The following is a 22,843-nucleotide window of genomic DNA, read 5'->3' on the forward strand; positions in this document are numbered from 1 at the left end:
GCCGCTATCTGCCCCGCCCGATTGTTAAGGAAGCCCGATGCCTGATCCTGTTGCTGCCAGCTTGCGTCTCGCGCCTGAAGCGCTGACCCGTCCGTTTTCCGCTGAACAGTTCAGCTTCACTACCACCAATGATCTGGAGCCCTTTCGCGGTGTGCTCGGCCAGGAACGCGCGGTCGAAGCCTTGCAGTTCGGTGTGGCGATGCCACGCCCCGGTTACAACGTATTCGTCATGGGCGAGCCCGGCACCGGGCGTTTCTCGTTCGTCAAACGCTACCTGAAGGCCGAAGGCAAACGCCTGCAGACCCCGGCAGACTGGGTCTACGTCAACAATTTCGATGAGCCGCGCGAGCCGCGTGCGCTGGAGTTGCCATCGGGCACCGCCGGCGCTTTCATCGGTGACATCAACGGCTTGATCGACAACTTGCTGGCGACTTTTCCGGCCGTGTTCGAACACCCGTCCTACCAGCAGAAGAAAAGCGCCATCGACCGCGCCTTCAACCAGCGCTACGACAAGGCCCTCGACATCATCGAGCGCCTGGCCCTGGAAAAGGACGTTGCCCTGTATCGCGACAGCAGCAACATCGCCTTCACCCCAATGCTCGACGGCAAAGCGCTGGACGAAGCGGAATTCGCCCAGTTGCCGGAAGCCGAGCGCGAGCGTTTCCACGATGACATCTCCGGTCTCGAAGAGCGTCTGAACGAAGAGCTCGCCAGCCTGCCGCAGTGGAAGCGCGAATCGAACAATCAACTGCGCCAGCTCAACGAAGAAACCATCACCCTGGCTTTGCAGCCGTTGCTGGCGCCGCTATCGGAAAAATATGCGGAAAACGCGGCGGTCTGCGGTTATCTGCAGGCGATGCAGGTGTACTTGCTGAAAACCGTGGTCGAGCAACTGGTCGACGACAGCAAGACCGACGCCGTCGCGCGCAAACTGCTCGAAGAGCAATACGCGCCGAGCCTGGTGGTCGGCCACCCGGCCAGCGGCGGTGCGCCGGTGGTGTTCGAGCCACACCCGACTTATGAAAACCTGTTTGGCCGCATCGAATACACCACCGATCAGGGCGCGCTCTACACCACCTATCGGCAGTTGCGCCCGGGCGCCTTGCACCGCGCCAACGGCGGTTTCCTGATTCTTGAAGCGGAAAAAATGCTCAGCGAGCCGTTCGTGTGGGATGCGCTCAAGCGCGCCCTGCAATCGCGCAAACTGAAAATGGAATCGCCGCTGGGCGAGATGGGCCGTTTCGCCACGGTGACCTTGAATCCGCAGCACATTCCGCTGCAAGTCAAAGTCATCATCATCGGCGCGCGGCAGCTCTACTACACGCTGCAAGACCTCGATCCGGACTTCCAGGAAATGTTCCGCGTGCTGGTCGACTTCGACGAAGACATCCCGATGGTTGACGAGAGCCTGGAGCAATTCGCCCAGCTGTTGAAAACCCGTACTTCGGAAGAAGGCATGGCGCCTCTCACCGCCGACGCGGTGGCGCGTCTGGCGACCTACAGCGCGCGGTTGGCTGAACACCAGGGGCGTTTGTCGGCGCGCATTGGCGATCTGTTTCAACTGGTCAGCGAGGCGGACTTCATCCGTCATCTGGCCGGCGATGAAATGACCGATGCCGGGCACATCGAGCGAGCCCTGAAAGCCAAGGCCACCCGTACCGGCCGCGTGTCCGCGCGAATTCTTGACGACATGCTCGCCGGGATCATCCTGATCGACACCGATGGTGCGGCGGTCGGCAAGTGCAACGGGCTGACCGTGCTTGAAGTCGGCGACTCGGCGTTCGGCGTGCCGGCGCGGATTTCCGCCACGGTGTACCCGGGCGGCAGCGGCATTGTCGACATCGAGCGTGAGGTCAACCTCGGTCAGCCGATCCACTCCAAGGGCGTGATGATTCTCACCGGCTATCTGGGCAGCCGTTACGCCCAGGAATTCCCGCTGGCGATTTCCGCGAGCATCGCGCTGGAGCAATCCTACGGTTACGTCGACGGCGACAGTGCGTCGCTGGGCGAGGCGTGCACGCTGATTTCGGCTCTGTCGAAAACCCCGCTCAAGCAGTGCTTTGCGATCACCGGTTCGATCAACCAGTTCGGTGAAGTGCAGGCGGTCGGCGGGGTCAACGAGAAGATCGAAGGCTTCTTCCGCCTCTGCGAAGCGCGCGGGCTGACCGGCGAGCAGGGCGCGATCATTCCGCAGGCCAACGTCGCCACGCTGATGCTCGACGAAAAAGTCCTCGCGGCGGTGCGGGCCGGGCAGTTCCACGTTTACGCGGTGCGTCAGGCCGACGAAGCGCTGAGCCTGCTGGTCGGCGAACCGGCGGGTGAGCCGAATGAGGATGGGCAATTCCCGGAAGGCAGCATCAACGCGCGGGTAGTGGAGCGTCTGCGCGACATTGCCGAAATGATCAGCGAAGAGGATCTCAAAGAAGCCGAGAAGGAACTGGCGCAGGAGGCGCTCGCCGAAGCCAAACCCGCTTAAGCCAAGCGCGGTCAAATGGTAGGAGTGAGCCTGCTCGCGATGGCGGAGTGTCAGTCGGCGAAAACGTTGCCTGACCCGCCGCCATCGCGAGCAGGCTCACTCCTACAGTGTTTTTCAGCATTAGGATTTGCAGCGATCTTCGGCAAATGTGTCACGACTCTGGCGCCAATATTCACACAATGACCATTCGGCGCCTTTTGGTCCCATTCGGCTTGCGAAGGACACTTTTCTTCTATTCTCAGGTCAAGGATATCGACAGTATCACTGGATCGAGCCAGTCCTCCCGTGGGGGCTGAATACCGGCTTTACCGAGGGTCGCCGCCATGTCGCGCAACCTCTGCCTCACCCGTCAATGCCTGGGTCTCGTGACCCGGATCGAATGCGCCGTCAAACCGCTGGCCGGCGATAACGGCATGTGGACATTACTCTTCGCCGCCGGCATGGCAGGCGAACAACCTTCTGCGATCAAAGCCCAGGGCCCGTTTCACGGCCCGGTAGCGGCCGAGTCGATTCTCGACACGATCGTTGAAAGCCTGACCTTGCACGGTTATGAGCTGGCCGACGATCCGCAGATCTGGAGCCTGCATCTGCAGGCCCAGCTGCGGCAGATCAACGGCGGCCGCGGCCGCAGCCTCAACAGTTAAGGCGCGGTTGGCGGCAACGGCGCCTTGTCGAGCTTGACCTCGAAACCGTATTGCACGGTGCTCAGGTCGGTTCGCTGATAGGTCTCCACGTGCGTCGGCCGGCCGTAGAAATAATGCACGCCGAACAGTGCCGGGCCCTCTGCACTCGCGTCATGGCTGACCGAGAGAATCTGCTTGAGGTAATGACCGCTGTCGTCTTTGACGTAAAAGCGCCATTCATTCGGGGCGAACAGTTTCTGATCAACCACCAGCGTGTTGTCCTTGATCTGCAGGCCTTTGGGCAAAGACCTGGCGTCGTAACTCTGCTTGTTCACCGTGGCGAGAAACAGCGGCATCGAGCCGACCGCAATTGCCGGTGTCTCCGGAAACAGGTTGAGATCGTAAGTGATGGTCGCTTGCAGCGGGTCGACCTGGTAGGCCTCGGGTGGCAGTTCGATCGGTTCGTCGAGCTTGCCGCCACGCTTGCCGGTAAAGAACGTGACCGGGCTGACGCCGGGATTGAGCTCATCGCCGAGCAATTCATCATTGAAGGTGCGCAGATGAGAGAACTCGATGCGCGCGGCGCTCGGTTCTTCCACCGATTGATGAATGCGCACGCCGGCCTTCAATTGCTCCTCGGTCAGCGTCGCGCCTTTGAGCCAGTTGGCGGCCAGATCGTCGTAAACCACCACCGGCAGGTCCAGCGGCTGCACGGCTTTGGCCGTGGTGTGCGGGTTGAAGGTTCGAACCGGCAGGTTCAGGTCTTTGCGCGTGACCGTCGCTGAGGAAAAGTCCAGCACGCTGACTTCCAGCGTTTCGATCGGGCCGTGGAAATACACCTTGTTGTAGCGACGCGGATGCTCCTTCTCGAACGCTCGCTGGTCGTCGCTGAGCTGTGTTTCCAGGCTGTCGCTCCAGGTCTTCTGCTGCTGCAATTGCGCCAGTTGTTTTTGGTAGAACGCCACCTGTTCCGGGCTTTCGTTGATCGAGCCGGCGCGCACCAGATATTGCCCACTGGCGTCGCGGGCCTGGACGATCAGCGGATTGAGGCGAGTCTCGGCCACTTCCGCGGCCAGTGGCAGGCTGTTGCTGACCTCGACCTCGGCGTAGTTTTTTTCAAGCTTGAGCAATTTGACGCTGAGGTTGTCGTTGCTGCGGGTCTGGCCGACATCCTTCTGCGTCAGGTCGAAACTGTACAGGCGTCGTGGCGCGATGACTTCGACCTGGCCTTGCAGGCTGACCGGTTGCGGCAGGGTTTTCTTGTCGACGTTCAGGCCGTCGATGAACGGGTAGGTCACGGTCAGGTCGTCGGGGTTGGTGACGTTCGAGCTGGACGGGCTGAGCTGAATGCCGGGATCGGTTTCCGACCATTCCGGCTGCCAGGCGATTACGCGTTGGTTGCTCAGCGTCACCGAACGCCATTCGATGGCATGCGGGAACAGGAAACCGCCGGGAATGTTCAGGTTGAAGGGAAATACCGGCTGCAGGTCCGTGAGGTAATCGGAGCTGGCATCCTTGTGCAGCACGAACAGGCCGTTGATGAAGGTATCGACCAGAGCCTGCGGGGCAGGATAGTGCTTGAGCACCGCGAGAGCGTCTTCGCCGTATTCGACGTGCGGCGCAAGGTCGTCAAGCTTGAGCCGGGCTCTGTCGAGCAACAGCAGCGAGCCGCCGAGTTCGGTGATGGCGTCCTTGAGTTTCGGATCGTTGATCGCGTCGAGCGACTGTTCGAAGGTGGCGGTCTTTTCGTCAAGGTTGACGACGCGTTTTTCATCGCCGGGCGAACAACCGCTGATCAGCAAGGCAAGGCAAATTCCGGCGGTCGTTAGCGGCAATCGCACATCCATTTCCACGCGTCCTGTCTACGGTCACTGGGCTGTCAATGGTTTGGACACTAGCAGAAAAACTTTGTCACACACACGCAGGTAGCGGATTTTCGGGCTGTTTCTGGCTGTCACAGCGCACTGGTATACTCGCCGCCATTTCCAGCCCCCTTGTGTGAGATTCAATGGAACGCTTTATCGAAAATGCAATGTACGCCACGCGCTGGCTGCTGGCGCCGATCTACATCGGCCTGTCCCTTGGCTTGCTGGCGCTGGCATTGAAGTTCTTCCAGGAAATCGTGCATATCCTGCCCAACGTCTTCGCCATGGCCGAGTCGGAACTGATCCTGGTGCTGCTGTCGTTGATCGACATGGCGCTGGTTGGCGGTCTGCTGGTGATGGTGATGATTTCCGGCTACGAGAACTTCGTCTCGCAACTGGACATCGACGAAGGCAAGGAAAAGCTCAGCTGGCTCGGCACCATGGACTCTTCGTCGCTGAAGATGAAAGTCGCAGCGTCGATCGTGGCGATCTCCTCGATCCATTTGCTGCGCATCTTCATGGATGCCAAGAACGTCGATCCCGAGCACCTGATGTGGTACGTGATCATTCACATGACCTTCGTGATCTCGGCGTTTGCCATGGGTTACCTGGACAAGGTCACCAAGCACTGATCAACCATTGATCAAGGCAAAAAGAGCCGCCCGTCTGTTGGGAAACAGACGGGCGGCTTCGTTTGTACCTTGTGCTTTGCTTTGTACAAGCCTATCCCTGTAGCTTCTGGCTTGTCACTGCTTGAGGTGTTCGATGAACCTGCAAGAGCTGAACGCGTTTGCCATTGCCGGCAAGGTCGATGAGTTGAACCTGATTTCCATGGAGGGCGGGATTTATTTGCTGGAAGCGCGCATGCATGGGGCGGCGCATCCGTTGCATGATCCTTTGGGCAAAACCCTGACTCTTCGTTCCGTCGAGCACGCGCGAGACATGCTGCATGCCTTTCCAGTGCTGCCGTTCAACCTCGTACACACCTCGGTGCACGATGAAATGTGCGGCCTGGGCGGTGGCATCAATGAAAGTCTGAAAGTGCCGCTCGCCTGGCGCTCCGCCCTGTAGGCGCGGCGCCCCACGTTCGGGGCATCTGTGCTAGTCTGCTCGCCCTTTTGGTTCCGGGCGCGCCGGGACGCGCTGTGCTCGCACGGCAAGTCTTGTGGCCGTCCGCACAGCGGAGCAGTGTCATGTCCGAAGTAAATCTGTCCACCGACGAAACCCGCGTCAGCTACGGTATTGGCCGTCAGCTGGGTGACCAGCTGCGCGACAACCCGCCACCGGGCGTCAGCCTGGACGCGATTCTGGCTGGCCTGACCGACGCGTTCGCCGGCAAGGAAAGCCGTGTGGGTCAGGAAGAGATGTCCGCCAGCTTCAAGGTGATCCGCGAAATCATGCAGGCCGAAGCAGCTGCCAAGGCTGAAGCGGCTGCTGGTGAGGGCCTGGCTTTCCTGGCGGAAAACGCCAAGCGTGACGGCATCACCACGCTGGCTTCCGGCCTGCAGTTCGAAGTGCTGACCCAGGGCGAAGGCGCCAAGCCGACCCGTGAAGACCAGGTGCGCACGCACTATCACGGCACGCTGATCGACGGCACGGTGTTCGACAGCTCCTACGAGCGCGGCCAGCCTGCAGAATTCCCGGTCGGCGGCGTGATCGCCGGCTGGACCGAAGCCCTGCAACTGATGAATGCCGGCAGCAAATGGCGCCTGTACGTGCCGAGCGAACTGGCTTACGGCGCTCAAGGCGTTGGCAGCATCCCGCCGCACAGCGTTCTGGTGTTCGACGTCGAGCTGCTGGACGTTCTGTAATTCCGGGCCTGCCTTCGCGGCGGGCTACCTAATGTAGGAGTGAGCCTGCTCGCGATTGCGTCCTGTCAGTAGTTGATTGGCTATCTGACACACCGCTATCGCGAGCAGGCTCGCTCCTACAGTTTTTACCGCGTTTCATATTTCGATCTTGTTGTGCAGTTCACTGCTGGGGCGCAAGGCCCGGGCATAGCAGAACAGGAACAGATTGCGCACCAGTTCCTTGAGTACCAGTGGCTCGCTGGAATTGAGGCTGCTGACGTCCAGATCGCCTTGATCCTGCAGCTCATGCAAGGCTTCTTCTTCAAGCACCGCACAGACTTCGCCGGTTTCTCGATGAAGGATTCTGAGGTAGGGGTGCGGGCGATCCAGCCAGGCGTCGATCAAATAAGTCATGGGTCGTTTCTCCTTGAAAGGTTTCAATGAGAATAATTCTTATTCGTCAAATAGCAAGTGCCTATTGGCGGATGCCTGGCTTTTCCGGGTAAAGGTTGTGTCAGGTCAAAACGGCTGGCGTTTGGCTATTGTCTGGTTTTGTTGGCGCGAAGCGGGGAGGGCGAATCTCCATCCCACGGCTGGCGCGGGATGGATGACGCAAGGCTCAGACTTTTCTGACGAACTCGGATTTGAGCTTCATCGGGCCGATGCCGTCGATCTTGCAATCGATATCGTGATCGCCATCGCACAGGCGGATGTTCTTGACCTTGGTGCCGACCTTGACCACCAAGGAGGTGCCCTTGACCTTGAGGTCCTTGATCACGGTGATGGTGTCGCCGTCCTGCAGGACGTTGCCGACCGAATCTTTCTTCACGTCATCCGTGGACGCCACTTCGGCTTCGCCGCCGGCAGACCACTCGTGGGCGCACTCAGGGCAGACCAGTTGCGTACCGTCTTCGTAGGTGTATTCGGAATTGCATTTCGGGCAGGGTGGCAACGTGCTCACTAAGGTTCCTTGGGTATCAGGAGGGTAAAAGGGCGCACATTGTATAGGGTTTTAGCCGAAGGAGGGGATAACGCAGAAATGACTGTGGGAGCGAGCCTGCTCGCGAATGCGTTTTGTCAGTCAGCATTGCTGTCGACTGGCAGATTGCTTTCGCGAGCAGGCTCGCTCCCACAGCGGATCAATCAGTGCGTGCGGGCGACCGCAAACTCGCTCAGTTCCACCAGCGCATCGCGGTATTCGCTGGCTGGCAGTGCTTCGAGGCAGGTGATTGCACGGGCCACATAATCACGGGCCAGTTGCGCGGTGTACTCCAGCGAACCGGAAGCTTCCACGGCGATGCGGATGCTTTCCAGGTCTTCGATCCCGCCTTTCTGGATCGCCTGGCGCACCAGTGCTGCCTGTTCCGGCGTGCCTTCGCGCATGGTGTAGATCAGCGGCAGGGTCGGCTTGCCTTCGGCCAGATCGTCACCGACGTTCTTGCCCAGGGTTTCCGCGTCACCTTTGTAGTCGAGCAGGTCGTCGACCAACTGGAAGGCCACACCCAGATGATCGCCGAAGGTACGCAGGGCTTCGCTCTGCTCGGCGGTGGCACCGGCCAGTGCGGCGGCGCTGTGGGTCGAGGCTTCGAAGAGCATCGCGGTCTTGCCGCGGATGACTTCCATGTAGGTTTCTTCGGTGGTGCTGGCGTCGCGTACCTTGGACAGCTGCAACACTTCGCCTTCGGCAATGATGCGCGTGGCCTGGGACAGGATCTTCATGACCGGCATCGAGCCCAGCTCGACCATCATTTCGAACGAGCGCGAGTAAAGGAAATCGCCGACCAGCACGCTCGGGGCGTTGCCCCACATGGCGTTGGCGGTCGAACGGCCACGGCGCATGCCGGACATGTCGACCACGTCGTCATGCAGCAGGGTCGCGGTGTGCAGGAATTCGATGGTGGCGGCCAGCAGACGCATGTCGTCGCCTTCGCGACCCAGGGCCTTGCCACACAGCAACACTAATAAAGGACGCAGACGCTTGCCGCCAGCCGAGGTGATGTAGTCGCCGATTTTCGATACCAGCGGTACTCGGGAAGTCAGCTGCTTCTTGATGATGCCGTCGACGGCGCTAAAATCGTCCGCCACCGCGCGGTAGAAAGCTTGGGGTTGCATCAGCGAGAGTCGCTCCAGAAGGGTTGCGCGGCATGCTAGGACCCCCGTCCAGACCTGTCAAGGCGCGATGGACGGCTACTTGCAAGCCTGCTGCGGCTTGCGTACAATCGCGCACCCTGAACTTCCTGGGCAGCACCTGCCTTACGCAATTGCACTTGGGCCGTTCCAGCCCCATGCAGCCATGCCAGCCAATACCTCTTCTTATAAAGAGCTGGGTGAGCAGGATTATCGGAGAAATACCATGTACGCAGTAATCGTTACCGGCGGTAAGCAATACAAGGTCGCTGAAGGTGAATACCTGAAGATCGAAAAACTGGAAATCGCTACTGGCGAATCCGTGACTTTTGATCGCGTTCTGCTGGTCGCCAACGGCGACGACGTGAACATCGGCGCACCCGTTGTTGCTGGCGCAACCGTCAAGGCTGAAGTGATCTCCCAAGGTCGTCACGATAAAGTCCGCATCATCAAGTTCCGTCGTCGTAAGCACCACATGAAGCGTATGGGCCACCGCCAGTGGTTCACCGAGATCAAAATCACCGGTATTCAGGCTTAATTACAGCCTAATTCCTCACTAGGAGAATTGAACTCATGGCACACAAAAAAGCTGGTGGTAGTACCCGTAACGGTCGCGACTCAGAAGCCAAACGCCTTGGCGTGAAGATGTATGGCGGCCAGGTCATCAAGGCCGGCAACATCATCGTGCGTCAGCGCGGCACCCAATTCCACGCTGGCTACGGCGTTGGCATGGGTAAGGATCACACTCTCTTCGCTAAAATCGAAGGCGTGATCAAGTTCGAAGTAAAGGGCGCCTTCGGTCGTCGTTACGTGAGCGTAATCGCGGCTTAATCGCGAGATCGCTGGAGAAGCCCTGTCTTGCGACGGGGCTTTTTCGTTTGTGGGGTGAGTCTCTTGCAAAGCTGTTTGTATGGGCTGTCGGCGTGCGATGCAGGTCGTGTCTTGGAGTCGCTGCGCTCATTTTTGCAAGAGTCTTATGTCTTGATTGTTTTTCGGCTCGTCCGTACGGCGAGAGGCGTTGGTTATGAAGTTTGTTGATGAAGTATCGATTCGCGTAAAGGCTGGTGATGGCGGCAATGGCGCCATGAGTTTCCGTCGGGAAAAATTCATCGAAAACGGTGGCCCGAACGGTGGTGATGGCGGTGATGGCGGTTCCATCTACATGATGGCCGACGAAAACCTCAATACCCTGGTCGACTACCGTTACACCCGGCACTTCGATGCCGAGCGTGGCTCCAACGGCGGCAGCACCGACTGCACCGGCAAGAAGGGCGAAGACCTGATCCTGCGCGTGCCGGTCGGTACCACGGTGATCGACTCCGCCACCCAGGAAGTTATCGGCGATCTGACCAAGGCCGGTCAGAAGCTGATGGTGGTGCAGGGCGGCTGGCACGGTCTGGGCAACACCCGTTTCAAATCCAGTACCAACCGTGCGCCGCGCCAGACTACGCCGGGCAAGCCGGGCGAGCAGCGTGACCTGAAGCTGGAAATGAAAGTGCTTGCTGACGTCGGTCTGCTGGGCTTGCCGAACGCTGGTAAAAGTACCTTTATCCGTTCGGTCTCGGCCGCCAAGCCGAAAGTCGCCGATTACCCGTTCACCACCCTGGTGCCGAACCTTGGTGTGGTCAGCGTCGACCGCTGGAAAAGCTTTGTCGTTGCCGACATTCCGGGGCTGATCGAAGGCGCTTCCGACGGTGCCGGTCTGGGCATTCGCTTCCTCAAGCACCTGGCGCGCACGCGTCTGCTGCTGCACCTCGTCGACATGGCGCCGCTGGATGACTCCAGTGCTCCGGACGCGGCTGAAGTGATCGTCAATGAGCTCATCAAGTTCAGCCCGTCGCTGGCCGAGCGTGACCGCTGGCTGGTGCTGAACAAGTGCGACCAGATCCTTGAAGAAGAGCACGACGCTCGCGTCAAGGAAATCGTCGACCGCCTGGAGTGGACTGGTCCGGTGTACGTGATCTCGGCGATCGCCAAGATCGGTACCGAGCGTCTGTGCCACGACATCATGCGTTACATGGAAGACCGTGCTGATCGCCTGGCCAATGACCCGGCCTACAAGGAAGAGCTGGCTGATCTCGACCAGCGCATCGAAGACGAGGCGCGTGCGCAGCTGCAGGCGCTGGACGACAAGCGTGCCCTGCGTCGCAGCGGCGTGAAGTCGGTCCATGACATCGGCGACGATGACTGGGACGAAGAAGATGTGGATGACGAAGATGGTCCGGAAATCATTTACGTGCGTGACTGATTCGTTGCAGTAAACTTAAGCGCCGCTCAATCGAGCGGCGTTTTGGTATCTGGAAATCGATCGTTGGTCAGCAATCGCCACGATTAACGTCATGGGTGGTGTCAGGTCGTGCTGCCCTCAAGCTAAGGTTGAAGATGATGCGGAGCAAGGTGACAGATGCGCAGCGTTGGGTCGTGAAGATCGGCAGCGCTTTGCTGACAGCGGATGGCAAAGGGCTCGATCGCGCGGCAATGAGTGTCTGGGTCGAACAGATGGTGGCCTTGCATGAGGCTGGCGTCGAGCTGGTGCTGGTGTCCTCCGGGGCGGTAGCGGCGGGCATGAGTCGTTTGGGCTGGACTGCGCGACCCAGTGCAATGCACGAGTTGCAAGCGGCTGCGGCAATCGGTCAGATGGGGCTGGTACAGGCGTGGGAGTCGAGCTTCGCCGAGCATGGCCGGCACACCGCGCAGATCCTCCTGACTCACGATGACCTGTCCGACCGCAAGCGCTATCTCAACGCCCGCAGTACTTTGCGCGCGCTGGTCGAGCTGAAAGTCATCCCGGTGATCAACGAAAACGACACCGTGGTCACTGACGAAATCCGTTTTGGCGACAACGACACGCTGGCGGCGCTGGTGGCTAACCTGGTCGAAGCGGATCTGCTGGTGATCCTTACCGATCGCGATGGCATGTTCGACGCCGATCCGCGCAACAATCCTGATGCGCAGATGATCTTCGAGGCGCGCGCCGATGATCCGAGTCTCGATGCAGTCGCGGGCGGCACCGGTGGTGCGCTGGGGCGTGGCGGCATGCAGACCAAGCTGCGCGCGGCGCGTCTGGCTGCGCGTTCGGGTGCGCATACGATCATTGTCGGTGGGCGCCTGGAGCGAGTGCTTGATCGCCTGAAGGCCGGCGAGCGCATCGGTACCTTGCTGTCGCCTGAGCGCGGCATGCTCGCGGCGCGCAAGCAGTGGCTGGCCGGGCACCTGCAAACTCGCGGCACCCTGGTGTTGGACGATGGTGCGGTGTCGGCGCTGTCGCAAGGCAACAAGAGTCTGCTGCCGGTGGGGGTCAAACTGGTGCAGGGCAGCTTCCGCCGCGGTGAAATGGTGGTCTGCGTGGCGCCGGACGGTCGGGAGATCGCCCGCGGCCTGGCCAATTACAGCGCGCTGGAAGCACAAAAAATCATCGGTCAGTCGTCGGATGCGATTGTCGGTTTGCTCGGTTACATGGCGGAGCCGGAACTGGTTCACCGTGACAACCTGATTCTGGTTTAAGGAAAGCTCGATGCGCGTAGCAAAAGGATTGTTGGGTCTGTTGATGGCGCTGCCATTGCTGGCCTCGGCCGAAGAAATCGGTCAGGTGTCGACGGTGTTCAAGTTCGTCGGTCCGAATGACCGCATTGTGGTCGAAGCCTTTGATGATCCCAAGGTTGAGGGCGTGACATGCTACCTGTCGCGCGCCAAGACTGGCGGTGTTAAGGGCGGTCTGGGTCTGGCTGAGGATCGCGCGGAAGCGTCGATCGCCTGCCGGCAGGTGGGGCCAATCAAGTTCAAGGGTGAGTTGAAGGATGGCGACGAGGTGTTCAAGGAGCGCACTTCGCTGGTGTTCAAGACCATGCAGGTGGTGCGTTTCCTCGACAAGAAGCGCAACACGCTGGTGTACCTGGTCTACAGCGATCGCTTGATCGAGGGCAGTCCGCAGAATGCCGTGACGGCGATTCCGATCCTGCCGTGGGTGCCGGTCCAACAGTAAGCGCTGCAAATCCAAGCGACGTGCGAGCCGGTCCGGCAATTTTTTGCGGGCCGGCTCGCTGCATTCCGGCGTTTGGATTGGGTCGGTTGCAGTCTAAAGCGCTTCAGAGCTGAGCGCGCCGCATCTCTGCCCATTCAATCAGCGCCTGGATGGACGGCCCGAGGGCGTGGCCAATGGGCGTGAGCTGATATTCCACTTTGGGTGGCACCTGCGGGTACACCGTGCGCAGCACAATACCGTCCTTTTCCAGTTGCTTGAGCTGCTGAATCAGCATCTTCTGGTTGATCCCGTCGATCAGCTTCTCCAGATCCGAGAAGCGCAGCGCGCCCTTTGCCGCGAATAACTGGCAGAGGATGATGATCTTCCATTTCCCTTCCAGTACGCGAAGCGTCTCAGTCGTTGCCTCGGCCCAGTTCTTTCGATTTTGCGGGTCTTCGCAGTTCCACTCTCGGTCCATTTCTTCCTCGCAGGTGAGTTACCCACCTTTTAGTCGGTACTTACCATTATCACACCAGCCCCCTAACATCGGTGTAGCTAATCATTGAAGAGGGGTTTGAATCATGAAAATCGGCATCATCGGCACCGGCAATATCGGCGGTGTTCTCGCCCGCAAGCTTAAGGCTGCCGGTCATGAGGTCCGCGTGGCGAACTCTAGAGGCATTGACGGCGTGCGTGCGTTTGCTGAAGAAATTGGGGTCGAGCCTGCGGATATTCGAGGTGCGGTAGATGGGGTGGAGGTGATCGTATTGTCGATACCGCTGCCGGCGTTGAGTGCGTTACCTGCTGATCTGTTTGCTTCTGTGCCACCCGGCGTCCCGATCGTCGATACCAGTAATTACTACCCTGGTTTGCGCGATCCGAAGATTGAGGAGATCGATCAGGGGATGACGGAAAGCATCTGGGTTACCCGGCAAATCGGGCGTCCTGTGATCAAGGCTTTCAACAACCTGCTGGCCTATACCTTGGCTGAGCTGGGGCGTGCACAAGGTGCTGAGGGTCGTCTGGCGGCAGCCGTGGCGGGGATGATCAAAAGGCCAAAGAGACGGTGATGTCTTTGGTGGATCAGGTTGGTTTTGATCCGGTGGATGGCGGTACGCTTGACGAGTCCTGGCGGCAGCAGCCGTGCACGCCTTGCTATTGCTGTGACTATGACGCGCAAACCATGCGCCGGGCTCTGGCGCTGGCGGTCAAAGGGCGGGCGTCAGCCATGCGCGATGAGTTGCCCCGGCAATTCCAGTTGCTCGGTCCGAACCCAAGCCATGACGATGTCGTGGCGATGAATCGTTCTTTCAATCCGCTGGATTAACGTTGGTCGGGCGCGTAGCGGCGCCTGGCTCTTTTGGGTTGGGCGCGGTCTCGCTCGCGAGGCTGGTCAAATCACAGGCAATAAAAAACCGACCCTGAGGTCGGTTTTTTAATGACTACGTCGATTAAGCGGCTTCTTTCAGCGCTTTGACGTGGCCATTCAGACGGCTCTTATGACGAGCAGCCTTGTTCTTGTGGATGATGCCTTTATCGGCCATGCGGTCGATAACTGGCACAGCCAGAACGTATGCAGCTTGAGCTTTTTCAGCGTCTTTTGCGTCGATGGCTTTGACTACATTCTTGATGTAGGTGCGAACCATGGAACGCAGGCTGGCGTTGTGGCTGCGACGCTTCTCAGCCTGTTTTGCACGTTTTTTGGCGGAAGGTGAGTTGGCCACCGTCGAGCTCCTCGAAAGACTTTTTAGGAAATAGCAAACAAAATAGGCCGCGAATCATGCCGATGAAGACTTGTCTTGTCAAGGGCACTTGAATCGTTCCGCTAAGTGGTAGGTATAAAGAGGCGGGATATTTATTTCCGGCGCTTGACCTGTAAACTCGCGAGCTTTGGCTCTGTGCTGTTGCGGCGCGGAGTATCGCACAAGTAGGCGCATTGTTCGCCTGCTGTTTATCGACAGGCACCCATTCCCTCAATGAATCTGCTCAAATCGCTGGCCGCGGTCAGCTCTATCACCATGCTTTCCCGGGTTCTGGGTTTTGTACGGGACACGTTGATCGCGCGCATATTCGGCGCCGGAATGGCCACGGACGCCTTCTTCATTGCCTTCAAGCTGCCCAACCTGCTGCGGCGAATCTTTGCCGAGGGCGCATTTTCCCAGGCTTTCGTGCCGATTCTCGCCGAATACAAAAGCCAGAAGGGCGAAGAGGCGACGCGCACGTTCATTGCTTACGTGACCGGCCTGCTGACCCTGGTGCTGGCGCTGGTCACGGCGCTGGGCATGCTCGCTGCGCCTTGGGTGATCTGGGCAACGGCGCCGGGTTTTACCGACACGCCGGAAAAATTCCAGCTCACCTCCGACCTGCTGCGGGTGACCTTTCCTTATATATTGCTGATCTCGCTGTCCTCGCTGGCCGGCGCCATCCTCAATACCTGGAACCGTTTTTCCGTGCCGGCGTTCGTGCCGACGCTGCTCAACGTCAGCATGATCGTGTTCGCGTTGTTCCTGACACCGTACTTCGATCCACCGGTGATGGCCCTCGGCTGGGCGGTGCTGGTCGGCGGTCTGGCGCAGTTGCTTTATCAACTGCCGCACCTGAAAAAAATCGGCATGCTCGTGCTGCCGCGCCTGAACCTGCGCGATACCGGCGTGTGGCGGGTGATGAAGCAGATGTTGCCGGCGATCCTCGGGGTTTCGGTCAGCCAGATTTCGCTGATCATCAACACGATTTTCGCCTCGTTTCTGGTCGCCGGCTCCGTGTCGTGGATGTATTACGCCGACCGTTTGATGGAGTTGCCGTCCGGTGTGCTCGGCGTGGCGCTCGGCACGATCCTGTTGCCGACGCTGGCGAAGACCTACGCCAACAAAGATCGCCACGAATATTCGCGGATTCTCGATTGGGGCCTGCGCCTGTGCTTCGTGCTGGTGTTGCCGTGCGCGCTGGCGCTGGGCATTCTCGCCGAGCCGCTGACGGTTTCACTGTTTCAGTACGGCCAGTTCAGCGGCTTTGACGCTGAAATGACTCAGCGCGCATTGATTGCCTATTCGGTCGGCTTGCTGGGGATCATCGTGATCAAAGTGCTGGCGCCGGGCTTTTATGCGCAACAGAACATCCGCACGCCAGTGAAGATCGCCATCTTCACCCTGGTCTGCACGCAGTTGTTCAACCTGGCGTTGATCGGTCCGTTGGCCCATGCCGGTCTGGCGCTGGCGATCAGTGCCGGCGCTTGCCTGAATGCCGGGCTGCTGTTCTATCAGTTGCGCAAGCAGAAGATGTATCAGCCGCAGCCAGGCTGGGGCAAATTCGGTTTCAAACTGGTCGTGGCGGTGACGGTGATGTCGGCGGTGCTGCTGGTGGGCATGCATTTCATGCCCGCTTGGGATGAGGGGCACATGCTTGAGCGCTTCCTGCGTCTTGGCGCGCTGGTAGTCGCCGGGGTGGTCGCCTATTTCGGCATGTTGCTGCTGCTCGGTTTCCGTCTGCGCGACTTCAATCGCAAGGCCCTGAGCTGAGGTTTCAGCCTTTATCCACAGGCGGGGGCCGGCAGTTTTGTCGGCTCGATCACTTTGCGTTACGGTGTTGCCTGTCGTCGGCCGTCGGGTGTGGTTATAATCGACCACTTTATGAGCAAGAAGCGCGTTATGCAGCTGGTTCGAGGCCTCCACAACTTGCGCCCCCAGCATCGGGGCTGCGTCGCCACTATTGGCAACTTTGACGGTGTTCACCGTGGTCACCAGGCTATCCTGGCCCGGCTGCGTGAGCGTGCGCTCGAGTTGGGCGTACCCAGCTGCGTGGTGATTTTCGAGCCGCAGCCACGGGAATTCTTTGCCCCCGAGACTGCGCCGGCACGTCTGGCCCGCCTGCGTGACAAGCTGCAACTGCTGGCTGCCGAAGGCGTCGACCGGGTGTTGTGCCTGGCCTTCAATCAGCGCTTGAGCAAACTCAGCGCCAGCGAGTTCGTCGATACCATCCTGGTGGATGGCCTGGGCGTGCAGCATCTGGAGGTCGGTGACGATTTCCGTTTCGGCTGTGATCGCCTCGGCGATTTCGATTTTCTGCTGCAGGCCGGGCAGATGCACGGTTTCAGCGTTGAAGCCGCGCAAACGGTCGAGCTGGACGGCATTCGCGTCAGCAGCACGCAAGTGCGCAACGCCTTGGCCGCCGCCGATTTTGCCCTGGCCGAACGCTTGCTCGGCCGCCCGTACCGGATCGCCGGTCGCGTGCTGCATGGCCAAAAACTGGCCCGGCAACTGGGTACGCCCACTGCCAATGTGCAGCTCAAGCGTCGTCGCGTGCCGTTCACCGGGGTGTATCTGGTGAATGTTGATATCGACGGCAAGACCTGGCCCGGTGTCGCCAATATTGGCGTACGGCCCACGGTACAAGGTGATGGCAAGGCCCACCTCGAAGTCCATCTTTTAGATTTTGCCGGCGATCTGTATGACCGGCGTTTGACGGTGGTTTTCCACCAGAAGCTGCGTGAAGAGCAGCGTTTCGCCTCCCTGGAGGCACTGAAAACGGCGATCAACGCGGATGTCGCCGCCGCCCGTGCACTAGCCGCACCTAGCGCCCATCGCTAATGAAGAGCCTTAAATGACCGACTATAAAGCCACGCTAAACCTTCCGGACACCGCCTTCCCAATGAAGGCCGGCCTGCCACAGCGCGAACCGCAGATCCTGCAGCGCTGGGACAGTATTGGCCTGTACGGAAAGTTGCGCGAGATTGGCAAGGATCGTCCGAAGTTCGTTCTGCATGACGGTCCTCCGTATGCCAACGGCACGATTCACATCGGTCACGCACTGAACAAGATTCTCAAGGACATGATCATCCGCTCGAAGACCCTGTCGGGGTTCGACGCGCCGTACGTTCCGGGCTGGGACTGCCACGGCCTGCCGATCGAGCACAAGGTTGAAGTGACCCACGGCAAGAACCTGGGCGCGGACAAGACCCGCGAGCTGTGCCGTGCCTACGCCACCGAGCAGATCGAAGGGCAGAAGTCCGAGTTCATCCGTCTTGGCGTGCTGGGCGATTGGGCCAACCCGTACAAGACCATGGATTTCAAGAACGAGGCCGGTGAAATCCGCGCCCTCGCCGAAATCGTCAAGGGTGGTTTTGTCTTCAAGGGCTTGAAGCCGGTGAACTGGTGCTTCGACTGCGGTTCGGCGCTGGCCGAAGCGGAAGTCGAATACGAGAACAAAAAGTCCTCGACCATCGACGTCGCATTCCCGATCGCTGACGAAGCCAAACTGGCTGCCGCGTTCGGCCTGGCATCGCTGAGCAAGCCTGCGGCGATCGTGATCTGGACCACCACCCCGTGGACCATCCCGGCCAACCAGGCGCTGAACGTTCACCCGGAATTCAACTACGCGCTGGTGGATATCGGCGACAAGTTGCTGGTACTGGCTGAGGAACTGGTTGAAGCCTGCCTGACTCGCTATGGCGTCGAAGGCTCGGTCATCGCCACCACCACCGGTAAACAACTCGAACTGATCAACTTCCGTCACCCGTTCTACGATCGCCTGTCGCCGGTTTACCTGGCTGACTACGTCGAACTGGGCGCGGGCACTGGCGTGGTTCACTCCGCTCCGGCCTACGGCGTGGACGACTTCGTGACCTGCAAGAAATACGGCATGGTCAACGACGACATCCTCAACCCGGTGCAGAGCAACGGCGTGTACGTGCCGTCGCTGGAATTCTTCGGCGGCCAGTTCATCTGGAAGGCCAACCCGGCGATCGTCGACAAGCTGACCGAAGTCGGTGCGCTGATGCACACCACGGTCATCGAACACAGCTACATGCACTGCTGGCGCCACAAGACCCCGCTGATCTACCGCGCCACCGCGCAGTGGTTCATCGGCATGGACAAAGAACCCACCAGCGGCGACACCCTGCGCGTGCGTTCGCTCAAGGCCATCGAAGACACCTCATTTGTCCCGGCCTGGGGCCAGGCGCGCCTGCACTCGATGATCGCCAACCGTCCGGACTGGTGCATCTCGCGTCAGCGCAACTGGGGCGTGCCGATCCCGTTCTTCCTCAACAAGGAAAGCGGCGAGCTGCACCCGCGCACCGTCGAGCTGATGGAAGAAGTGGCCAAGCGCGTTGAAGTCGAAGGCATCGAAGCCTGGTTCAAGATGGACGCCGTCGAACTGCTTGGTGACGAAGCGCCGCTGTACGACAAGATCAGCGACACCCTTGACGTCTGGTTCGATTCGGGCACCACGCACTGGCACGTTCTGCGCGGTTCGCACCCGATGGGCCACGAAAGCGGCCCGCGTGCCGACCTGTATCTGGAAGGCTCGGACCAGCACCGCGGCTGGTTCCACTCGTCGCTGCTGACCGGCTGCGCCATCGACAACCACGCGCCGTACCGCGAACTGCTGACCCACGGTTTCACCGTCGACGAAGCCGGGCGCAAGATGTCCAAGTCGCTGGGCAACGTGATCGCGCCGCAGAAAGTCAACGACACCCTCGGCGCCGACATCATGCGTTTGTGGGTCGCTTCGACCGACTACTCCGGCGAAATGGCGGTCTCCGACCAGATCCTGCAACGTAGCGCCGACGCCTATCGTCGTATCCGTAACACCGCGCGCTTCCTGCTTTCCAACCTGAGCGGCTTCAACCCGGCCACCGACATTCTGCCGGCTGAGGAAATGCTCGCGCTGGACCGTTGGGCGGTCGACCGCACCTTGCTGCTGCAACGCGAGCTGCAAGAGCACTACGGCGAATACCGTTTCTGGAACGTTTACTCGAAGATCCACAACTTCTGCGTGCAGGAGCTGGGCGGTTTCTACCTCGACATCATCAAGGACCGTCAGTACACCACTGGCGCGAACAGCAAGGCCCGCCGTTCGGCGCAAACCGCGCTGTTCCACATCTCCGAAGCGCTGGTGCGCTGGATCGCGCCGATCCTCGCCTTCACCGCTGACGAGCTGTGGGAATACCTGCCGGGCGAGCGTAACGAATCGGTCATGCTCAACACCTGGTACGAAGGCCTGACCGAACTGCCGGACAACGTCGAGCTGGGCCGCGAATACTGGGACCGTGTGATGGCGGTCAAGGCAGCGGTCAACAAGGAAATGGAAATCCAGCGCGCGGCGAAAGCCGTCGGTGGCAACCTGCAAGCCGAAGTGACGCTGTACGCCGAAGATGCGCTGAGCGCCGATCTGGAAAAACTGAGCAACGAACTGCGCTTCGTCCTGATCACTTCGACCGCCAGCGTTGCGCCGTTTGTTCAGGCACCAGCGGACGCGGTCACGACCGAAGTCAGCGGTCTGAAGCTGAAGATCGTCAAATCGGCCTTCCCGAAGTGCGCCCGTTGCTGGCACTGCCGCGAAGACGTTGGTGTGAACCCGGAGCATCCGGAAATCTGCGGTCGTTGCGTCGACAACATCAGCGGCACTGGCGAGGTTCGTCACTATGCCTGATGCCATTGGCCGTTTCGGACGGTTGAGCTGGCTATGGTTGAGCCTGCTGGTTCTGGTCATCGACCAGGCCAGCAAGTTCTACTTCGAAGGCAGGCTCGAGATGTTCCAGCAGATCGTGATAATTCCCGATCTGTTCAGCTGGACCCTGGCCTACAACACCGGTGCGGCGTTCAGCTTCCTGGCTGACAGCTCCGGCTGGCAGCGCTGGCTGTTTGCCCTGATCGCCATCGTGGTCAGCGGTGTGCTGGTGGTCTGGCTCAAACGCCTGGGCCGCAACGACACCTGGCTGGCCATCGCGCTGGCGCTGGTGTTGGGCGGCGCGCTGGGCAATCTGTACGACCGCATCGCCCTGGGCCATGTGATCGACTTCATTCTGGTGCACTGGCAGAACCGCTGGTACTTCCCGGCGTTCAACTTCGCCGACAGCGCGATCACCGTTGGCGCGATCATGCTGGCGCTGGACATGTTCAAACCGAAGAAAACCGAAGAGACCGCTCATGACTGAACAGGTATCGGCTGAGCAACGCATCGGCCAGAACACGGAAGTCACTTTGCATTTCGCACTGCGCCTGGAAAACGGCGACACCGTCGACAGCACGTTCGACAAAGCCCCGGCGACCTTCAAGGTCGGCGACGGCAATCTGCTGCCGGGTTTCGAAGCGGCGCTGTTCGGCTTCAAGGCTGGCGACAAGCGCACGCTGACCGTCGAGCCGGAAAACGCCTTCGGCCAGCCGAACCCGCAAAACGTGCAGGTCATCCCGCGTTCGCAGTTCGCCGACATGGAACTGTCGCCGGGTCTGCTGGTGATCTTCAACGATGCGGCCAATACTGAACTGCCGGGCGTGGTAAAAGAGTTCGACGACGCGCAAGTGACTGTCGACTTCAACCACCCGCTGTCCGGCAAGACATTGACCTTTGACGTGGAAATCATTTCAGTCAAAGCGATCTGAAATGTAGGAGTGAGCCTGCTCGCGATGGGTGCCTGACATTCAACATTGATGTTGACTGACATACCGCCATCGCGAGCAGGCTCGCTCCCACAGTATTTCCACAGAATTCGCTATTTCTTGCGCGCAAGACACGAGGCACAGCATGCAAATCAAACTCGCCAACCCCCGTGGCTTCTGCGCCGGCGTGGACCGGGCGATCGAAATCGTCAACCGCGCCCTCGAAGTGTTCGGGCCACCGATTTACGTGCGTCATGAAGTGGTGCACAACAAGTTCGTCGTCGAGGACCTGCGCAGTCGTGGCGCGATTTTCGTCGAAGAACTCGATCAGGTGCCGGACGACGTCATCGTGATCTTCAGTGCCCATGGCGTTTCCCAGGCCGTACGCAATGAAGCCGCCGGTCGTGGCCTGAAAGTCTTCGACGCCACCTGTCCGCTGGTGACCAAGGTACATATCGAAGTCGCCAAATACAGCCGCGATGGCCGTGAGTGCATCCTGATCGGCCACGCCGGGCATCCGGAAGTCGAAGGCACCATGGGCCAGTACGATTCCAGTAATGGCGGCGCGATCTACCTCGTCGAAGACGAGAAAGACGTGGCTGAACTGCAGGTGCGCAACCCGGAAAAACTCGCGTTCGTCACCCAGACGACGCTGTCGATGGACGACACCAGTCGTGTTATCGACGCCTTGCGTACACGTTTTCCGGCGATTGGCGGCCCGCGCAAGGACGACATCTGCTACGCCACGCAAAACCGCCAGGACGCGGTCAAGCAATTGGCTGACGAATGCGACGTGGTGCTGGTGGTCGGCAGCCCGAACAGCTCCAACTCCAATCGTCTGCGCGAGCTCGCCGAACGCATGGCCACTCCGGCCTACCTGATCGACGGCGCCGAAGACATGCAAAAGAGCTGGTTCGATGGCGTCGAGCGTATCGGCATCACCGCCGGTGCCTCTGCACCGGAAGTGCTGGTGCGCGGCGTGATCCAGCAATTGCAGGCCTGGGGCGCCACCGGTGCCGATGAGCTGGCCGGGCGCGAGGAAAACATCACCTTCTCGATGCCTAAAGAGTTGCGCGTGCGTTCGATCTGACCCGCTCGGCTTGCTGACACAACGCCTGTTCCGACTTTGCGCGGCTCAGGCGCACGCGACCGGTCGCGGCCAGCACGATCTGCTGCTGGCTGACCGGCTCGCGCACCGAGCAGACATGTAATGTCCCTGCCTGAAAGGCCCGCCCGGGCATCAGCGGTTGCCCCAGACTGCTGAAGCGCACGTAACGACTCACCGCCCAATTGCCGACAATCGGCACCTGCATGGCACTTGCCTGTTCCACCAGCAGCGGATTGCTGACGTCTTTGGCGCCCTTGCCACTGATGTCGAGAATGATCCGCCAACCCTGACTCCAGTCGCCATTGATCCCATGGATCACCACACTCTGATTACGCGTGATGGCCAGGCTGCGGGCGTTGCGGATGCCCTCGAACAAGGACTGCGCCGCCAGCTCGCGGTGGCTCGATTCTTTAAGGCTGGCAAGCGCGGGGCTGACCAGCAGCAGAACAATTGCGCCGATCGCCAGTCCCATAAGCAATTCGATCAGGCTGAAACCGTGTTGAGACATGAAGACTCCC

25 protein-coding genes are annotated in these 22,843 nt (G+C 59.9%); 18 read left to right on the top strand and 7 right to left on the bottom strand.

Going from position 1 to position 22,843, the window contains the following annotated elements:
- The first annotated feature begins 37 nt into the window (after nucleotides 1–37).
- Nucleotides 38–2,476: a Lon protease family protein gene (locus M0746_RS00980; RefSeq protein WP_093098183.1), complete on the top strand. Its 2,439-nt coding sequence runs from the start codon at nucleotides 38–40 to the stop codon at nucleotides 2,474–2,476.
- Between the two features lie 323 nt (nucleotides 2,477–2,799).
- Nucleotides 2,800–3,120, top strand: coding sequence for a PA4575 family protein (locus tag M0746_RS00985; RefSeq protein ID WP_090286459.1), 321 nt, complete (start codon nucleotides 2,800–2,802; stop codon nucleotides 3,118–3,120).
- Here M0746_RS00985 and M0746_RS00990 read toward each other — a convergent pair.
- Nucleotides 3,117–4,946, bottom strand: a complete 1,830-nt coding sequence (locus tag M0746_RS00990) for a hypothetical protein (protein ID WP_258447954.1) — start codon at nucleotides 4,944–4,946, stop codon at nucleotides 3,117–3,119. The genes M0746_RS00985 and M0746_RS00990 overlap by 4 nt on opposite strands.
- Before the next feature lie 161 nt (nucleotides 4,947–5,107).
- Here M0746_RS00990 and M0746_RS00995 point away from each other — a divergent pair, with 161 nt between their 5' ends.
- The 3 genes from M0746_RS00995 (at nucleotide 5,108) to M0746_RS01005 (ending at nucleotide 6,775) form a co-directional block, all read left to right on the top strand.
- Nucleotides 5,108–5,596: a TIGR00645 family protein gene (locus M0746_RS00995; RefSeq protein ID WP_090286455.1), complete on the top strand. Its 489-nt coding sequence runs from the start codon at nucleotides 5,108–5,110 to the stop codon at nucleotides 5,594–5,596.
- A 133-nt stretch (nucleotides 5,597–5,729) separates the two neighbouring features.
- Nucleotides 5,730–6,035 (top strand): DUF6482 family protein, encoded by a 306-nt coding sequence (locus tag M0746_RS01000; RefSeq protein ID WP_090286453.1) that lies wholly within the window; start codon nucleotides 5,730–5,732, stop codon nucleotides 6,033–6,035.
- A 122-nt stretch (nucleotides 6,036–6,157) separates the two neighbouring features.
- Nucleotides 6,158–6,775: an FKBP-type peptidyl-prolyl cis-trans isomerase gene (locus tag M0746_RS01005; protein WP_008078561.1), complete on the top strand. Its 618-nt coding sequence runs from the start codon at nucleotides 6,158–6,160 to the stop codon at nucleotides 6,773–6,775.
- Between the two features lie 135 nt (nucleotides 6,776–6,910).
- Here M0746_RS01005 and M0746_RS01010 read toward each other — a convergent pair whose 3' ends face one another.
- The 3 genes from M0746_RS01010 to M0746_RS01020 all read right to left on the bottom strand — a co-directional run bounded on the left by M0746_RS01010 (nucleotide 6,911) and on the right by M0746_RS01020 (nucleotide 8,866).
- Nucleotides 6,911–7,168 (bottom strand): PA4570 family protein, encoded by a 258-nt coding sequence (locus M0746_RS01010; RefSeq protein ID WP_093098189.1) that lies wholly within the window; start codon nucleotides 7,166–7,168, stop codon nucleotides 6,911–6,913.
- Between the two features lie 205 nt (nucleotides 7,169–7,373).
- On the bottom strand, nucleotides 7,374–7,715 hold the full coding sequence (locus tag M0746_RS01015) for a zinc ribbon domain-containing protein YjdM (protein ID WP_090286447.1): 342 nt from the start codon (nucleotides 7,713–7,715) through the stop codon (nucleotides 7,374–7,376).
- 182 nt (nucleotides 7,716–7,897) lie between these two features.
- The gene (locus M0746_RS01020; RefSeq protein ID WP_090286445.1) at nucleotides 7,898–8,866 is read right to left on the bottom strand and encodes a polyprenyl synthetase family protein; all 969 of its coding nucleotides are present in this window, start codon (nucleotides 8,864–8,866) and stop codon (nucleotides 7,898–7,900) included.
- A gap of 241 nt (nucleotides 8,867–9,107) precedes the next feature.
- On the opposite strand from M0746_RS01020, the gene rplU reads away from it, so the two are divergent.
- The 5 genes from rplU to M0746_RS01045 all read left to right on the top strand — a co-directional run bounded on the left by rplU (nucleotide 9,108) and on the right by M0746_RS01045 (nucleotide 12,863).
- Nucleotides 9,108–9,419 carry a 50S ribosomal protein L21 gene (gene rplU / locus M0746_RS01025; RefSeq protein WP_007924746.1) on the top strand — a complete coding sequence of 104 codons (312 nt, stop codon included), beginning with the start codon at nucleotides 9,108–9,110 and terminating at the stop codon, nucleotides 9,417–9,419.
- A 35-nt stretch (nucleotides 9,420–9,454) separates the two neighbouring features.
- Nucleotides 9,455–9,712, top strand: a complete 258-nt coding sequence (gene rpmA, locus M0746_RS01030; RefSeq protein WP_016773121.1) for a 50S ribosomal protein L27 — start codon at nucleotides 9,455–9,457, stop codon at nucleotides 9,710–9,712.
- A gap of 193 nt (nucleotides 9,713–9,905) precedes the next feature.
- Nucleotides 9,906–11,129 carry an Obg family GTPase CgtA gene (cgtA, locus tag M0746_RS01035; protein WP_090286443.1) on the top strand — a complete coding sequence of 408 codons (1,224 nt, stop codon included), beginning with the start codon at nucleotides 9,906–9,908 and terminating at the stop codon, nucleotides 11,127–11,129.
- A 137-nt stretch (nucleotides 11,130–11,266) separates the two neighbouring features.
- On the top strand, nucleotides 11,267–12,385 hold the full coding sequence (gene proB, locus M0746_RS01040; RefSeq protein ID WP_258451416.1) for a glutamate 5-kinase: 1,119 nt from the start codon (nucleotides 11,267–11,269) through the stop codon (nucleotides 12,383–12,385).
- A gap of 10 nt (nucleotides 12,386–12,395) precedes the next feature.
- Nucleotides 12,396–12,863 carry a CreA family protein gene (locus M0746_RS01045; RefSeq protein ID WP_166216509.1) on the top strand — a complete coding sequence of 156 codons (468 nt, stop codon included), beginning with the start codon at nucleotides 12,396–12,398 and terminating at the stop codon, nucleotides 12,861–12,863.
- Nucleotides 12,864–12,966: 103 nt separating this feature from the next.
- Here M0746_RS01045 and M0746_RS01050 read toward each other — a convergent pair whose 3' ends face one another.
- Complete coding sequence (locus M0746_RS01050) at nucleotides 12,967–13,320, bottom strand: winged helix-turn-helix transcriptional regulator (protein ID WP_258447955.1); 354 nt, start codon at nucleotides 13,318–13,320, stop codon at nucleotides 12,967–12,969.
- 103 nt (nucleotides 13,321–13,423) lie between these two features.
- On the opposite strand from M0746_RS01050, the gene M0746_RS01055 reads away from it, so the two are divergent.
- Both M0746_RS01055 and M0746_RS01060 read left to right on the top strand, forming a co-directional pair.
- The gene (locus M0746_RS01055; protein ID WP_258447956.1) at nucleotides 13,424–13,912 is read left to right on the top strand and encodes an NADPH-dependent F420 reductase; all 489 of its coding nucleotides are present in this window, start codon (nucleotides 13,424–13,426) and stop codon (nucleotides 13,910–13,912) included.
- A complete protein-coding gene (locus M0746_RS01060) occupies nucleotides 13,912–14,169 on the top strand; it encodes a hypothetical protein (RefSeq protein ID WP_258447957.1) in 258 nt (85 codons plus the stop codon). The genes M0746_RS01055 and M0746_RS01060 overlap by 1 nt, the downstream gene beginning before the upstream one ends.
- A gap of 124 nt (nucleotides 14,170–14,293) precedes the next feature.
- On the opposite strand, the gene rpsT is transcribed toward M0746_RS01060, so the two are convergent.
- A complete protein-coding gene (gene rpsT / locus M0746_RS01065; protein ID WP_003228351.1) occupies nucleotides 14,294–14,566 on the bottom strand; it encodes a 30S ribosomal protein S20 in 273 nt (90 codons plus the stop codon).
- A 252-nt stretch (nucleotides 14,567–14,818) separates the two neighbouring features.
- Between rpsT and murJ the strand changes: the two genes are divergently transcribed.
- From murJ to ispH, 6 genes are all read left to right on the top strand, one after another.
- Nucleotides 14,819–16,357: a murein biosynthesis integral membrane protein MurJ gene (gene murJ / locus M0746_RS01070; protein ID WP_258447958.1), complete on the top strand. Its 1,539-nt coding sequence runs from the start codon at nucleotides 14,819–14,821 to the stop codon at nucleotides 16,355–16,357.
- A 129-nt stretch (nucleotides 16,358–16,486) separates the two neighbouring features.
- Entirely contained in the window at nucleotides 16,487–17,425 is a 939-nt protein-coding gene (gene ribF, locus M0746_RS01075) for a bifunctional riboflavin kinase/FAD synthetase (RefSeq protein WP_172833241.1), read from the top strand.
- A gap of 13 nt (nucleotides 17,426–17,438) precedes the next feature.
- Complete coding sequence (ileS, locus tag M0746_RS01080; RefSeq protein ID WP_258447959.1) at nucleotides 17,439–20,270, top strand: isoleucine--tRNA ligase; 2,832 nt, start codon at nucleotides 17,439–17,441, stop codon at nucleotides 20,268–20,270.
- On the top strand, nucleotides 20,263–20,775 hold the full coding sequence (lspA, locus tag M0746_RS01085; protein WP_258447960.1) for a signal peptidase II: 513 nt from the start codon (nucleotides 20,263–20,265) through the stop codon (nucleotides 20,773–20,775). The genes ileS and lspA overlap by 8 nt, the downstream gene beginning before the upstream one ends.
- On the top strand, nucleotides 20,768–21,220 hold the full coding sequence (gene fkpB / locus M0746_RS01090; protein ID WP_090286424.1) for an FKBP-type peptidyl-prolyl cis-trans isomerase: 453 nt from the start codon (nucleotides 20,768–20,770) through the stop codon (nucleotides 21,218–21,220). Before lspA ends, fkpB begins: the two co-directional genes overlap by 8 nt.
- 142 nt (nucleotides 21,221–21,362) lie before the next feature.
- Nucleotides 21,363–22,307 carry a 4-hydroxy-3-methylbut-2-enyl diphosphate reductase gene (gene ispH / locus M0746_RS01095; RefSeq protein WP_258447961.1) on the top strand — a complete coding sequence of 315 codons (945 nt, stop codon included), beginning with the start codon at nucleotides 21,363–21,365 and terminating at the stop codon, nucleotides 22,305–22,307.
- Here ispH and M0746_RS01100 read toward each other — a convergent pair.
- Nucleotides 22,279–22,833 (bottom strand): GspH/FimT family pseudopilin, encoded by a 555-nt coding sequence (locus M0746_RS01100; RefSeq protein WP_258447962.1) that lies wholly within the window; start codon nucleotides 22,831–22,833, stop codon nucleotides 22,279–22,281. The two genes, ispH and M0746_RS01100, sit on opposite strands and share 29 nt — an antisense overlap.
- Nucleotides 22,834–22,843: the final 10 nt, after the last annotated feature.

Source organism: Pseudomonas sp. S11P7, from assembly GCF_023195435.1.
Classification (GTDB): Bacteria; Pseudomonadota; Gammaproteobacteria; order Pseudomonadales; family Pseudomonadaceae; genus Aquipseudomonas; species Aquipseudomonas fluorescens_G.

Excerpts from the sequence above, each read along its gene's own strand:
- proB (WP_258451416.1), top strand. The coding sequence starts at position 11,267 with ATGCGGAGCAAGGTGACAGATGCGCAGCGTTGGGTCGTGAAGATCGGC.
- ribF (WP_172833241.1), top strand. The coding sequence starts at position 16,487 with ATGCAGCTGGTTCGAGGCCTCCACAACTTGCGCCCCCAGCATCGGGGC.
- M0746_RS00985 (WP_090286459.1), top strand. The coding sequence starts at position 2,800 with ATGTCGCGCAACCTCTGCCTCACCCGTCAATGCCTGGGTCTCGTGACC.
- murJ (WP_258447958.1), top strand. The coding sequence starts at position 14,819 with ATGAATCTGCTCAAATCGCTGGCCGCGGTCAGCTCTATCACCATGCTT.
- rpmA (WP_016773121.1), top strand. The coding sequence starts at position 9,455 with ATGGCACACAAAAAAGCTGGTGGTAGTACCCGTAACGGTCGCGACTCA.
- M0746_RS01050 (WP_258447955.1), bottom strand. The coding sequence starts at position 13,320 with ATGGACCGAGAGTGGAACTGCGAAGACCCGCAAAATCGAAAGAACTGG.
- M0746_RS01055 (WP_258447956.1), top strand. The coding sequence starts at position 13,424 with ATGAAAATCGGCATCATCGGCACCGGCAATATCGGCGGTGTTCTCGCC.
- M0746_RS01060 (WP_258447957.1), top strand. The coding sequence starts at position 13,912 with ATGTCTTTGGTGGATCAGGTTGGTTTTGATCCGGTGGATGGCGGTACG.
- M0746_RS01010 (WP_093098189.1), bottom strand. The coding sequence starts at position 7,168 with ATGACTTATTTGATCGACGCCTGGCTGGATCGCCCGCACCCCTACCTC.
- M0746_RS01005 (WP_008078561.1), top strand. The coding sequence starts at position 6,158 with ATGTCCGAAGTAAATCTGTCCACCGACGAAACCCGCGTCAGCTACGGT.
- M0746_RS00995 (WP_090286455.1), top strand. The coding sequence starts at position 5,108 with ATGGAACGCTTTATCGAAAATGCAATGTACGCCACGCGCTGGCTGCTG.
- M0746_RS01000 (WP_090286453.1), top strand. The coding sequence starts at position 5,730 with ATGAACCTGCAAGAGCTGAACGCGTTTGCCATTGCCGGCAAGGTCGAT.
- M0746_RS01045 (WP_166216509.1), top strand. The coding sequence starts at position 12,396 with ATGCGCGTAGCAAAAGGATTGTTGGGTCTGTTGATGGCGCTGCCATTG.
- fkpB (WP_090286424.1), top strand. The coding sequence starts at position 20,768 with ATGACTGAACAGGTATCGGCTGAGCAACGCATCGGCCAGAACACGGAA.
- ispH (WP_258447961.1), top strand. The coding sequence starts at position 21,363 with ATGCAAATCAAACTCGCCAACCCCCGTGGCTTCTGCGCCGGCGTGGAC.
- ileS (WP_258447959.1), top strand. The coding sequence starts at position 17,439 with ATGACCGACTATAAAGCCACGCTAAACCTTCCGGACACCGCCTTCCCA.
- M0746_RS00990 (WP_258447954.1), bottom strand. The coding sequence starts at position 4,946 with ATGGATGTGCGATTGCCGCTAACGACCGCCGGAATTTGCCTTGCCTTG.
- lspA (WP_258447960.1), top strand. The coding sequence starts at position 20,263 with ATGCCTGATGCCATTGGCCGTTTCGGACGGTTGAGCTGGCTATGGTTG.
- cgtA (WP_090286443.1), top strand. The coding sequence starts at position 9,906 with ATGAAGTTTGTTGATGAAGTATCGATTCGCGTAAAGGCTGGTGATGGC.
- rplU (WP_007924746.1), top strand. The coding sequence starts at position 9,108 with ATGTACGCAGTAATCGTTACCGGCGGTAAGCAATACAAGGTCGCTGAA.
- M0746_RS01020 (WP_090286445.1), bottom strand. The coding sequence starts at position 8,866 with ATGCAACCCCAAGCTTTCTACCGCGCGGTGGCGGACGATTTTAGCGCC.
- M0746_RS00980 (WP_093098183.1), top strand. The coding sequence starts at position 38 with ATGCCTGATCCTGTTGCTGCCAGCTTGCGTCTCGCGCCTGAAGCGCTG.
- M0746_RS01100 (WP_258447962.1), bottom strand. The coding sequence starts at position 22,833 with ATGTCTCAACACGGTTTCAGCCTGATCGAATTGCTTATGGGACTGGCG.